Source organism: Bacillota bacterium, assembly GCA_024655925.1.
GTDB lineage: Bacteria > Bacillota > DTU025 > DTU025 > JANLFS01 > JANLFS01.
In genome coordinates this window covers 8,977-21,525 of the sequence record JANLFS010000023.1, presented here as the reverse complement: position 1 = coordinate 21,525, position 12,549 = coordinate 8,977, and the positions used below count along the sequence as shown (strand labels likewise).

The following is a 12,549-nucleotide window of genomic DNA, read 5'->3' as shown; positions in this document are numbered from 1 at the left end:
CCAGTTGTCCCCACGCGTGTGGGGGTGAACCGCGAACTGACAGGTCCCATGTGCCTGCGCGATCATCCATTCACCGTCCTCCGGGTCAAGACCGACCCGGAGGACGCGTTCTTTCCGCTCTAGCAGTTCCTACTCCAGGAAGATCCTCTCATCCCGGATCACGGTGACACGCGAAAGAGAGCGGGAGATCCGGACAGGCTTGCACGGTGATGGCGTCAAACCCTCTGGCCTCCCACATTCGGAACCCTGCCGTTACGGGACAGAACGGATGACTCACCTGTCTAGGTTGCTCTTCAGGTGTCCGGCCGTCAACGGCTGGGTACCACAGCCAAGATGGTACTGAGAAGCCACTGGTGGCATTTGCGGGTGGGCCCCTACAAGTTGAGTGGACCCATGCAGGATTTGAGCTTCCCATGGAGAAGTAACAGGGCAAGTTAATTAACTGCTTTGATTAAATAGTTGAAATGGACTGAGGCCTGTGAAGAACTGTGGTTTCGGCAGGAATTCCGCCTTGACCGGTGCTCACAACCGTGGACTTGTTTTGGACGCCATACGCTCACACGCTCCCATCTCCCTGCGGGAGGTATCACGCATTACCGGGCTAACCCCCGCGGCCATCACCAACCTGGTTCGGCGACTCATTGCAGACGGCTTGGTAACGGAGACTGGGCACGCAGAATCGCAGGGTGGGAGGCGCCCAGGGCTGTTGGAGCTCGCGGCGGACTCGCGGTATTCACTGGCTCTAGATCTCGCGGCCACTGTTCCCACCATGGCCGTGGTGGACGTGCGCGGACGGATCCACGCGCGGAGGAGCTTGGAAATGCCGCCGCGTGGGGCAGGTGTGGTGGAGGCGGTGGCGGATGCTGCGGCGGATATGCTGGGCAGCGTGGGTCTCGGCGCGGGGAGCATCTCCGGGCTCGGCATATCTACTCCCGGCTTGGTGGACCAGGCCTCGGGAGTGGTCGTCAAATCCGTAAGACTCGGATGGTACCAGGTGCCGCTGCGCGCCATGCTCCAACCCAGGTTTCAGTGGCCTGTGCATATCGGAAAGGACACTCACGTGGCGCTACTCGGAGAGCAGTGGTACGGGGCGGGGCGCAACGTGCAGAACCTGATATATGTGTGGATCGGGGCAGGAATCGCCGTTGCCATCCTGGTCGATGGCAGGGAGTACGGTGGGCGGTCCGGAAAGGCTGGGGAGTTCGGACACACTCTGATCCGCGATGATGGTCCCGAATGCGCTTGTGGAAACCGCGGCTGCATTGAGAGCCTGGCAGGGCTGGACGCCATCTCGAGACGAATGGCTTCTCTCAGCACGGAGGAGACCGGCGCATGCGCGCAGACGGAGTCATGCCGCACAGGCTGCCCTACACCCGATCCTATGAAGGTCCTGAGCGCCGCGGAGGCGGGAGATCCGGTGGCGGTCCGAGTCGTCCGTGAAGCTGGGACCTCGCTCGGAGTGGGCCTCGCCAATCTGATCAACCTGTTCGACCCTGAGTGCATCATACTCGGCGGTCAGATCCGTGCCGAGGATCGAACCTACGTGACAGCTGCGATAGAGACCGCCCGCACGCTCTCACTTGCCGAAATCGAAGCCACGGTGAGCATAGCGGTTTCCCGGTTGGGGTCGGATGCTGGCCTGTTAGGTGGTGCTGCGCTGGTGTGGAGAGAGTCGTTCCGGAGCACCTGACCCCGGAAGGCCGTAGCGGAATAGTCTCGACACAAGGAGGGAGAGGCACACGCGCCGAGCTCTGGCCGGAGCCGGTGCCTGCCGCGAAGATGAAGAAGGGCATTAATCAATGGTCTTTCCCCGCAAGTATGAAGGTGGAGGACTGCATTGCCCATGCCGCCGAGGCAGGATTCGATGGAATAGAACTCTGTCTCGCGGAGGAGGGTGAGTTCTCCATGGAGACACCTCAGGCACACGTGCGCAGGATTGCGAGGACTGCAGACGCAGCAGGGCTTGAGGTTATGTCCATCGCCACAGGGCTCTACTGGAAGTACTCCCCAACTGCATCGGACCCGGCTGCGAGGAGGAAAGCCTTCGAGGTGGCCGTCAGGCAGATGGAGCTTGCCACCGAAACCGGGGCAAACACAATTCTGTATGTTCCCGGGGCAGTCAACGTCCCGTGGGTGGCGGGATCCGAGGTAGTTGACTATGAGGTTGCCTACGCCCGTGCGCGCGAAACCCTTCTTGAGCTCGTGGAGGTTGCGGACCGCCTGGACGTCAGAATCGGAATCGAAAACGTGTGGAACAAGTTCCTTCTCTCCCCGCTCGAGATGCGTTCTTTCATTGATGAGATAGGCCACCCGAAGGTGGGCGCGTATCTCGACGTGGGAAACGTGCTGGTGTCCGGATATCCCGAGCAATGGGTGAGGATTCTGGGACATCGAATACTGAAGGTGCATGCAAAGGACTTCCGGACGGACATAGGCAACATCCACGGGTTCACCGGACTGCTGCAAGGCGACGTGAACTGGCCTGGGGTAATCGAGGCACTCGAAGCAGTCGGGTATGACGGTTACATAACTGCGGAGATCATGCCGCCCTACCGGCACCGACCCGAACGTCTTATCTCAGATATCTCATCTGGACTTGATGCGATCCTCGGCAGGTGAGTACCTGCCTGCAACCTGGTATCACTGAGACCATGGGAGGGGTAGAAGTGCTTCGAATCGGCTTGCTTGGATGCGGTTTCATAGGCAGTATCCACGCCCGGGCCCTCAAGAGAATACCCGGGGTACGAGTCACAGTGGTGGCAGACCAGGACCCCGCACGGGCCGGGTCCGTGGCGGCGGAATTGGGGGCGGCGGTTGCTGAGTCCTGCGAAGAGGCAATCGCCTGTCCAGACTTGGACATCATCGATATCTGCCTGCCCACCTATCTCCACTCCCGCTATGCGGTGTCCGCCTGCCAGGCGGGGAAGAACGTGTTCTGCGAGAAGCCAATGGCGATCGATCTTGCTCAGGCTGATGCGATGATACGTGCCGCGGCGGACGCAGGGGTGATGCTCATGATCGGGCATGTCCTGCGGTTCTGGCCAGAATACGTCACCATTAGGGACATCGTGAGGAGTGGGGAACTCGGCAGGCCTCTCGCGGTTACTGCGTGCCGGCTTGGGACTGCTCCTATCTGGTCCTGGGACAGGTGGCTTCTCGACCCCGGAAGGGGTGGACAGGCTGCCTTGGACCTGCACATACACGACTTGGACTACATAGCGTGGCTCCTCGGGCGCCCAGACTCAGTAAGTGCCGTAGGAGTGAGATCAGCATCGGGCGGTTGGGACCATGTATTCACCACCATCCGCTATGACGCAGGTCCAATTGCGTCAGCGGAGGGAACATTCCTAGTGCCGTCCTCCTATCCATTCACCTCCAGCCTTCGGGTGGTGTGCGAGGAGGGAGCCGTGGACTATATGTTCCGGGCGGGAAAGAACATTGAGGGAGGAGACTCAGCACCGGGTGGAGTCATGGTGTACCGAGGAATCGGCGAAGCCTCAAGACGTGAGGTCAACCAGGCGGACGCCTATCGCTCCGAACTGGAGTACTTCGTCCGGTGTCTAGAACAAGGTGAGCCACTTGCGGCGATAACCCCCGAGGACGCAAGGTTGTCGCTGGCCATATCGCTTGCTGCCATACAGTCCATGGAGACCGGGGAGATTGTAGAAGTATAGCCCTTTCTTCCGCCTGTCGGGACGGCTATGTGGATGCGCCCGGGTAAGAGGCCCGGGCGCTCAGTGTTGTCTTCTTTGCCGCCAGGAAGTCACGAGTCGTTACGTTCATGCACAGGTGCCGGCTTCAAGAACTCCCGAACCGTCTCGACAAGGATCTCTGTCCCCAGTAACAGGGCCTCTTGGTTGAAGGTGGCCCCCGGATCATGCAGGCCGGGGGAGAAATCGGCGCCCAGGCCTATGTAGGCTGAGCGAAGCCCAGGTACGAGCTTGGGGAAGAAATGGAAGTCCTCCGAACCCGGGGTGAGCACCTTGGGAAGAAGCCCTTCCGGCCCGAGGACTCTGACTATGGCGCGTCCCACCATCTCGACTGTCTCCGGATCACAGCATGCGGCCGGCATCATATTCTCTTCCTCGAGTGTTACCTGGGCCCCCACTGCCGCCGCTGCGCCCACGACAGCTCGGTCTACTCGATCTCGCAGGCCTTTACCGATTTCGTCACTCTCTGCCCTTATGTTGACTACCATGCTTCCGGATGCAGGAATGACGTTGGCGGGTCCGTCCCCGGCTGTGATCCGGACCACATTCACCGTGGCGCACGACATCGGGTTGGGTTTGACAGAGTTGACCGCTACGGTGGCGGCAGCCACGGCATCTGCCACGTTCGTGCCGAGATGTGGGCGGGCCGAGTGCGCCGGACGCCCGGCGACTTTGTACTTGAGGGTGATCCCCCCAGCGTGAGCCAGGTGAGGCGTCGCATACCCCAGGCGACACTCGGCGATTGGGCGGACGTGTATACCGACTACGGTGGACACGCCTTCCAGGGCGCCGTCCTCCGTCATGTGCACGGCCCCGCGGCCAATCTCCTCCGCCGGCTGGAACAACAAACGCACCCTGTGTTCTGCCTCGGGGCAGATCTCGCGGATGATCTCGGCGGCACACAGAACCATCGCGGAGTGGGCATCATGCCCGCACGAGTGTACATGCGAACGGATCCCATCCACCTCATGCTCGAGTGCGTCCATGTCTGCCCTGAGAGCAATGACTCCCCTGTCCGCGAGCGTCTTGCCGGACGCAACCACACCTGTCTTGCCCACTCCGGTTCTGACATCGTAACCTGCCTGCCTCAGACGGTTGGCGATGTACGCCGAGGTACGCACCTCCTCGAAAGGGCCTTCGGGCATGGAGTGGAGGTCGTGATAGGTCTCGAGGATTCTCTCTCGCGCACAGGCGACTGCTTCTCTTATGCTTTTCATGGGGTAACACCTACCTTGCGCCATGTGTACTCCAGATTGGAGATGATTCTGCCCTCCAGACCGTGGGGCTGCAACCGGCCCAAAGCCAGCATCACGGCACCGAGAACCGGAGGCAGACGGGGCGGCACGATCCTGGCCTTCTCTGCTGTCATCCGTATCTCTGCTGCGAACGGCTCCATTAAGAGGTCGCTTGCTTTGAACACGCTTCCGCACGGAACCACATCGAACTCCGAGTCTTCCATGCGTAGCGAGTGGATTACCGCAACCCCGGCGAGTCCAAGTTCGCGCCCGGCTGTGTTCAGGATCCTCCGTGCCACTGAGTCCCCTTCCCGGGCGGCTTCGACCACGAGCGGACAGAAGCCCGCAATACTCGAATTCGCGTCTCCCGGGAGGTAGAGAACCCGCCTCAGATCATCTGTAGAATCGATCCCGTAATAGGCCAGGGCCTTCGCCGTCAGACCCGTCTGCTCTCCCCGGCCATCCCTGGCTCTTGCTACAGCTGTCAGGGCTGACCGGGCGATCTGGTACGCGCTTCCTTCATCCCCGATACGAAAACCCCACCCCCCTGACCTGGCGCGAGCCCCCTTGTGGTCGATGCCCACCGCGATGCTGCCTGTCCCGGCGATGACCGCCACACCGCAGAGGCTCGCACTCCCACCGACCAGTGCCGCGATTGCGTCGTTCTCCAGCAGGACCTCATCCGCGCAGACGGCAGCGGCTGCGACGGGGAGGAGATCGGGGCATTTGCCCGAGAGTCCGACTCCGGCCAGGGCGAGGCAGGCCACGCTAACTCGGGCGCCAGCCAGACCAGCCTTGGCCAACGCCTCCCGGCTGACCTCGTGCAACACCGGCAGGACTGCCCGGACTCCTCCGGCGAGCCTCAGGTGGTTCGAGGGACCGCCCACCGAGGCGCCCAGAACCCTTCCGGTCTCATCAGCCACTGCGCAGGCAGTCTTGGTACCGCCTCCGTCCACTCCGATCACCAGTCGAGCCAAACTGATCCCGCCTTCCACTCCTCAAACGTAATTGAGCCCAGGGACAGGGAGCGGGACGGGAAACGCCCGCTCAGCCAAGGCATGCAGTTCACTGTTCCTCGCAAGAGCATCAGTCTCCTGCCTGGTAAGATGGCCGAACACCAACCTGGTCAGGAAGCTCATGTTCTCAGGGGGTACCTCTGTGCCTTCAAGACGGGGGTTGTAGAGGCGTGCGTCCCCAGCACGCTCTGATGCGTTCCCGAGCAGAGCGGAAGCAGCGTGAGGCTGGATCCCTGCACGCTCATGTACGAGCGGCAACAGGGCCTGAATGAGGGAACCGACATCGGGGATCACCATAGTGTGCCTTGGAAGGGCGCCCCTGCTGCCGGAAACACCTGCGTCTCGCAGAGCCCTGATCGAGTCTCGATCCGACGCCGGCACCGTCAACGTCATCACAGAAGGCCTGAGTTCACGGGCGGTTGCCCCCATTGCGCAAATGACGTCGCTCCTTGTTCCGGCGTATTCCGCTATATGGACCCGAAACTTGCCGTCTTCTCCTCGACGGGCGCGCGTCACAATGTACGCCGATATCTCCTCACCCGCCAACGTATCTGAACTTACCACTGAGAGTCTCTCCTGCGCATGGAGGCGCTCCTTGCCTGGGTGCTGCCATATCAGTGCGTTGAACTCGCCAACAGTGCGGCTGAACCGGACTGGCTCGCGTCTGTATACCGCGTGCACCTGCTCGAGATCCCCGGCGCGAAAAGGCCTGACGCTGACCGTGCGATGGGCCTCTGCGTCTGCTTTCTGGGGAAGCATCGCGGGATCCAGCTCATACCTTACGAAGTCGCCTGCTGCTGATGCCCCCATTCGTGTGTACAGCTCTCCATCCCCTGAGATGATGAGGAGCGCCAAGCCAGCGCGGGAGAGTTCCCGCAAGATGTCCGAAACCAGGGCAGCCGCGAGCCCTTGTCCTCTGTATTCCGGAAGGGTGCAGACGGATCCCAAGGACGCGGCGGGGATGCGGTGGCCTTCCACAATCAGATCGTGCTGGACGTACCCTGCGAGTGAGACTGGCCGACCCCCACTTGAGAAGATGCGGAGTCTTCTCAGATTTTCCTGTGAGAATAGGAGCGGGAATTCAAGCCCCATGGTCCTCGCATCCGGGCAGAACACGGTGTTGGAGAGGTCTGTGACAGCACCAAGCTCATCGGGTCTGGGAACGCGGGGGCCGTCAAGCCCCCGCGCGTTTGTGATCCTTGGAAACATGCAACTCCTCCTGTTTCAAGGCGGGAACACCGAGTGGTCCAAATCCACAGACGGGTGCTCCCTGCGCGTGAACTCAGAGCAGGGAGCACTCGTGCTCCGCGGTGGGGCGGAATGCCGAGCCCGGTCTCTGGAATCAGAATCTCACTGACGCACAAACCGAGTGTTGGCTCGCAAGCGCAGAATGGGTTTGAACGGCGTAGTCTATGTGAACCGGGCCAATCCCGAACCCTGCGCCTGCCGTAACCATTTCCACCTGGCCCGCACGTACTGCGGATCCGGCTCTTACGGCCACCTTCCGGAGCCGAAGTTCGCCTCCCACTTTCAATCTGCCAGAAGCCTCGAAGTCCGCCGCGAGAGTGAAGTTCTCAACTATGTCGGCGGATGCTCCGAAAGCAACGTAGGGGTCAAACCCGTCCACCGTGTCGTCTTCATAGGAGATGCGGCCGACCACAGCCTTGGCCACCGCACCGAGCCTTACAGGACCTGCGGCGTAGACCACCCCGAGATCGGCAGTGAATCCTTGTCCGGTTGCATCGGCCAGCTGGTTCCAGTATCCTATGACGGAGGCTCCAACACTGGCCGGGCCCAGCCGGAGTGCCCCTGCGCCCACCAGCGCAGTTTCACCTGTGGAGAGAAATGCTCCAGTTGGGTTCCCAAACTCGTCCACGGCCTCGATGTCCCAGGCTCCCGCACTGAATATGGCTAGACCCAATCCAGGTCTGGTGTATCCCGCACCCAAAACGAAGTCGCTTTCGAACCTGGACGACACGACACATGCGACATTCTGCTCGGTTACGTAGGCGAGACAAGCTGGATTCCACAACCCAACGGCGCTCGGATCATCCAGCGCGCAGAAGACGCCTCCCATGGCAGCTGCACGGGCACCAGGCTGGGCCAGGAGCAGGTGGCCAGTGTAGGGGCGGTTTGAGTCGGGCTCTGCCGCGGACGCCACCGAAGCTGTGGCCAGCCCCGCGACGGCCAAGGCGACGAAGAGGAATACGATCAGGTTACGTCTGTGCATCTATGTACCCCCCGATTCGAGAATCAGTGTTCGAGTTGGGCCATCACTTCGTCACGACTATCTTCCGTGGCCACGATTTCCCATACCCTGGAACGGACATAACGTAGGTATAGGTGCCAGGCGCCACCCGTGCGCCCGAGGAATCCACGAGGTTCCATGCTAGGGTCCCCTCACCTGAGGTGACCGGGGTTGAGAACACGCAAGCCCCGAGTGAGCTGTAGATTTCGAGTGTGCTGGAGACGGGGATATTGTAGTGGAACGTGACCGAACTAGACGTCGGATTCGGACCACCTATGACGAAATCTGAGACGGGGGCCCAAGGGCCGATCTCGGCCAAGGCTCCACGAACAGCGGCCCATTCGTTGTCATCTATCGTCCCGTAGCGGAAGAGGGCAAACCCCTTTGCTCCACCGTCGGCTGCCGCGAAGATAGCGTCAGCAACACTGCTGGGGGTGGCGGCCTCATGGGCTTGGATCCCAGTATAGACTTTGCACTTGCCGGAGACATCGGCGACGGCGTTCTGCGTCAGGGTTCGCACCCAGCTTGCAGGTTTCCCGTAAGAGACATGATACGCCATGGGCGATATGAAGTCGTACAAATCTGCCGCATCGGCATAGCTCTGGGCGTAGTGGCAGTGAGCCCACACCTTGGTGGCGGGGTCTGCGCCTTCCGGCATCAGACTCGCCGAGAAAACGGCATTAGGCTTGATTTGTTTCGTCAGATTCCGCATCCTTGTTGCTGCGTACCTGATTTCCTCCATTCGCATGTCCATCCAGGCGGCCACGTCGGGGTCTCCTGCAGCGTAGGCATCGAAGATGGCGTTGGCGTTGGCGGGGTTGGCGTAGAAGGTATCGAACACCGCCTGTCTCACGCGGCTGAGGTCTATGCCCAGGCTGGCTGCCTTGGCCTGGTGGGTCGGGCAGAAGCAGTACACTACATGTCCGTATCGGATGTAGTCAAGATGGATCCCGTCTACATCGTAGTTCTGAAGTACCTCCCTGATCATGTCCTCCGTGTACTGGAGGTGAGCCTCGGAATTCGGACATACGCGGCCGTCGGTGATTGCGTAAGGCTGATAGCCACTGTTCGCGTTGCCGTGGTGCCAGAGACGTTCGGCGGGATGGGCGTCTGTAAACGCTTTGTCCTCGTTGAACACGAACCAAGCGTGTACCTGAATTCCTCTCGGCTTGCATGCAGCGATGAGGTTGGCCAGGGCGTCCTGACTAGGGTCCGCCTGGGGTGCGATCTGGCTTGCGTACCCAGCGGTGCCTGCCGTTCCTCGCACAAGCAGGAAGGCTGCGTTTATGTAGTTGTCCTGGAGCTTCTGAGCTACTGCCTCTGCTCCCTCGGTTCGTACAGTGCTCCCCCAGAGCCACACGGCTCTGATTCCTTGCTCCTGATGGCCACTTGGAGGCGGCAGCGCCGGCCTGCCCTGGCGGGCGGAGATCAAAGGAAGCTTGCAGCCTGACGCGAGAGTGGCAAGAAGGAGCGCAACAGTGACGATGGCAAAAGACCGGAAGAAACGTTTTGGCATAGGTGCACGATCCCCCTTTTCGGTTAGGTTTATTGGTTCCAGCCGTCGCTCAGTCCGTGGCCTCGCGGGTATAGGCCGGGTATGGCCACGGGAAGCCTTCCCTTGGGTGTTATGTCCCCCAGAATCACCTCGACTGCCGCTTTGATAGAGCACTCTCGGTACCCGTAGGTGACAAGATAGGTGTCCACTTCCGGATAAGCCAGGATGTCATAGGGATTGCGAATGGCGATCGCGACCACGGGGCGGCCCGTGCGGAGCAGGGCATGAACCATTCGGGCTTGTGCTGCTTGGTGAGACTGGGTCTTGCACGACGTGGCCGCGATTACGATGTCTGCTTCGTGGGCTGAAGCGAGTGCACACGCGATGTCCTCATCCGTTGGATCGAGCCGGAACCTCGTCTCGATCACCCGTGCGCAGCGTGCGCGCAGGGAATCCGCGAGAACGCTTGTGGAGTCGAGAAGGTCTTCCGCTCTGAGAAGAGGCATGGTCTCTGGGTACACCACGGCCACGCTTCCGACCTGTCCGATGGCGACCGGCAGGACCTTGCGGTCATTCCGCACCACGGTGACGGACGACCGGGCGACACACTCTTCCAGGGCGCGGCTCTCTGGCGACCCAATCATCCCAAGCTCGAGGCCGTAACCTTCAAGTGCGGAGTCGAAACCTCCGAGCCATTTCGACTTGGCCCGGAGGATCCTCAGGACAGACTCATCGATCCGGGCCTCGGGGATCAAGCCTGACTGTACTGCCTCTAGGACACACCTGATAGCCTCTTCCTGGGCTGTAAGGGTGTGGCAAAGCAGGACTATGTCCGCTCCCGCGATCACGGAGGCTACTGCAGCTTCGCCTGGGCCGTACAGATCGCGCACTGCTCTCATCTCCAGGCAGTCAGTGATGATCAACCCGTCGAACCCCATCTGCTGTCTTAGGAGCCCAGTCAGGATCGGCCGGGACAGGGTGGCGGGCATGTTTGGTCTGGAGTCGAAGGCCTCACAGGCGATGTGCGCAGTCATGATCATCGGCACGCCAGACGAGACCGCCGCCTGGAAGGGTGCGAGCTCCACCTGCTGCAATTCTGATGCGGATACATCAAGGTGGGGAAGTGATTCGTGCGAGTCGACACACGTTCGACCGTGCCCCGGGAAATGCTTGGCAACCGCAATCACTCCAGCGGCGCAATACCCGCTCACCGTGGCCTCCGTGAAGGCACACACCTGGCCCGGATCGTCCGAAAACGCTCTTACGCCGATGATGGGGTTTGATGCATCCAGATTCACATCCACCACCGGGCTGGCCACGATGCTTATGCCCATCGCACGGGCTTCTATCCCCATCACCCGGGCGGCGTCCCGTGCGAGATCCAGGTCTCCCGTGGCGCACGTAGCCATGGGCCCAGGGAAAGTGCACACGCCCTGTGCGATGGGCATCACTATCCCCCCCTCGTAGTCCGACATGATGAAGAGGGGAGCCAACGCCCCGGAGTCGCGCGCCTCACGCTGCAGGGCGAGCGTGAGGGCCTTCATCACAAGGGGGGTTCTGGCATTCCGTGCGACCGCCACAAATCCCCCGATGAACCGGCGAGAGATGAGATGCCTGGCAGAGTCGGGCAGGGCTCCCTGGAACTCATCGGGGAAGCCGGCCATAAACATCTGGCCAACTTTCTGCTCAAGAGTCATGGACTCGAGGATGGACACCATTGTCCGATCTCAGCTCCTTTTTCTGCTCAAGAGTCATGGACTCGAGGGTGGACACCGCTGTCTGATCTCAGCTCCTTGTCGGGAACCCGCTGTGGCCTTGAGAGAGGCCGACGTCCTGCCCGGGCTGCTATCCCTTTATCGCTCCTGCGACTATTCCCTTCTGGAACATGTCCTGCATCGACAAGTACAGAACAACGATGGGAAGCGTTGCGATGGTCATTCCAGCGCAGAGCATCCCCCACTGAGTGACATTGAGGCCACGGAACATCGTGAGTGCCAACGGTAGCGTCTTCAGCCTTATGTCGCTTACGATGAGTAGGGGCCAGAAGAACAAGTTCCACGACCACATGGCTTTGAAGATCGCCATGGTTCCGATCACGGGTTTCGCAAGCGGCATGATTATCTGTGCGTATATGCGTAGGGCCGAGCACCCGTCAACCCTGGCGGCATCTTCTAAATCTTGAGGTATAGTTTGGAAGAATTGCCTAAACATGAAGACTCCAAACCCCGATGCTAAAAAGGGCACTACCTGACCTTGGTAGGTGTCGATCCATCCCAGACTCCTGACTATCAGGAAGAGTGGAGTGGCTATCACGTAGAAAGGTACCATCATGGTGGCGAGGGCGCAGTAGAAGAGGAGGTTACCCCCCGGGATTCGCCGGCGCGCCAGCACATACCCTGCCATCGAGTCGATGATCAGGCCGGGAACCGTGATGAAGAGACTCACTATCAGGCTGTTCTTAAAGAAGGTGCCGAGGGTGACAGCGTCGTCGAAAGTCCTAGAGAAATTCCACGCGCGGACGAAGTTCGCAAAGGTGATTTCCCTCGGAACAAGCCGGTAAGACATGATGACCGAATCCGGGCTGAGCGATGTGGAGACCATCCAGAGGAAAGGAGTCATCATTGCGAGAGCTCCCAGTATGAGCACACTGTAGCCCAGGACCTGAAGTATCAGGGACGTTCCAGGAGTCCCTTGTGTTCGATGGATCTTCTGTTTCATCGTGTTCATCGTGCACAACCCCCGCTCAGTACGTGATCTCCTCCGCCCGGAATACCCTGCGGAGCAGCCAGGTGGCGATGAGCAAGCCCACGAAGAGAACCACAGCGAGGGCGCTTGCATAGCCCAT

General features: G+C 60.5%; 10 protein-coding genes. 3 read left to right on the top strand and 7 right to left on the bottom strand.

The window, feature by feature from the left end:
- Nucleotides 1–478: 478 nt before the first annotated feature.
- From NUW23_05255 to NUW23_05245, 3 genes are all read left to right on the top strand, one after another.
- Nucleotides 479–1,690: an ROK family transcriptional regulator gene (locus tag NUW23_05255; GenBank protein MCR4425585.1), complete on the top strand. Its 1,212-nt coding sequence runs from the start codon at nucleotides 479–481 to the stop codon at nucleotides 1,688–1,690.
- A gap of 89 nt (nucleotides 1,691–1,779) precedes the next feature.
- On the top strand, nucleotides 1,780–2,619 hold the full coding sequence (locus tag NUW23_05250) for a sugar phosphate isomerase/epimerase (GenBank protein MCR4425584.1): 840 nt from the start codon (nucleotides 1,780–1,782) through the stop codon (nucleotides 2,617–2,619).
- A gap of 47 nt (nucleotides 2,620–2,666) precedes the next feature.
- The gene (locus NUW23_05245; GenBank protein MCR4425583.1) at nucleotides 2,667–3,674 is read left to right on the top strand and encodes a Gfo/Idh/MocA family oxidoreductase; all 1,008 of its coding nucleotides are present in this window, start codon (nucleotides 2,667–2,669) and stop codon (nucleotides 3,672–3,674) included.
- 89 nt (nucleotides 3,675–3,763) lie between these two features.
- Here the strand turns inward: NUW23_05245 and NUW23_05240 are convergent, their stop codons facing one another.
- The 7 genes from NUW23_05240 to NUW23_05210 all read right to left on the bottom strand — a co-directional run bounded on the left by NUW23_05240 (nucleotide 3,764) and on the right by NUW23_05210 (nucleotide 12,431).
- Nucleotides 3,764–4,927 (bottom strand): amidohydrolase, encoded by a 1,164-nt coding sequence (locus tag NUW23_05240; GenBank protein ID MCR4425582.1) that lies wholly within the window; start codon nucleotides 4,925–4,927, stop codon nucleotides 3,764–3,766.
- The gene (locus NUW23_05235; protein ID MCR4425581.1) at nucleotides 4,924–5,922 is read right to left on the bottom strand and encodes a hypothetical protein; all 999 of its coding nucleotides are present in this window, start codon (nucleotides 5,920–5,922) and stop codon (nucleotides 4,924–4,926) included. The genes NUW23_05240 and NUW23_05235 overlap by 4 nt, the downstream gene beginning before the upstream one ends.
- A gap of 21 nt (nucleotides 5,923–5,943) precedes the next feature.
- On the bottom strand, nucleotides 5,944–7,170 hold the full coding sequence (locus NUW23_05230; protein MCR4425580.1) for a GNAT family N-acetyltransferase: 1,227 nt from the start codon (nucleotides 7,168–7,170) through the stop codon (nucleotides 5,944–5,946).
- A 133-nt stretch (nucleotides 7,171–7,303) separates the two neighbouring features.
- Complete coding sequence (locus NUW23_05225; protein ID MCR4425579.1) at nucleotides 7,304–8,191, bottom strand: hypothetical protein; 888 nt, start codon at nucleotides 8,189–8,191, stop codon at nucleotides 7,304–7,306.
- Nucleotides 8,192–8,234: 43 nt separating this feature from the next.
- Nucleotides 8,235–9,725: a family 10 glycosylhydrolase gene (locus tag NUW23_05220; GenBank protein ID MCR4425578.1), complete on the bottom strand. Its 1,491-nt coding sequence runs from the start codon at nucleotides 9,723–9,725 to the stop codon at nucleotides 8,235–8,237.
- Nucleotides 9,726–9,754: 29 nt separating this feature from the next.
- A complete protein-coding gene (locus NUW23_05215) occupies nucleotides 9,755–11,422 on the bottom strand; it encodes a glycoside hydrolase family 3 protein (protein ID MCR4425577.1) in 1,668 nt (555 codons plus the stop codon).
- Between the two features lie 127 nt (nucleotides 11,423–11,549).
- Nucleotides 11,550–12,431 (bottom strand): carbohydrate ABC transporter permease, encoded by an 882-nt coding sequence (locus NUW23_05210; protein ID MCR4425576.1) that lies wholly within the window; start codon nucleotides 12,429–12,431, stop codon nucleotides 11,550–11,552.
- Nucleotides 12,432–12,549: the final 118 nt, after the last annotated feature.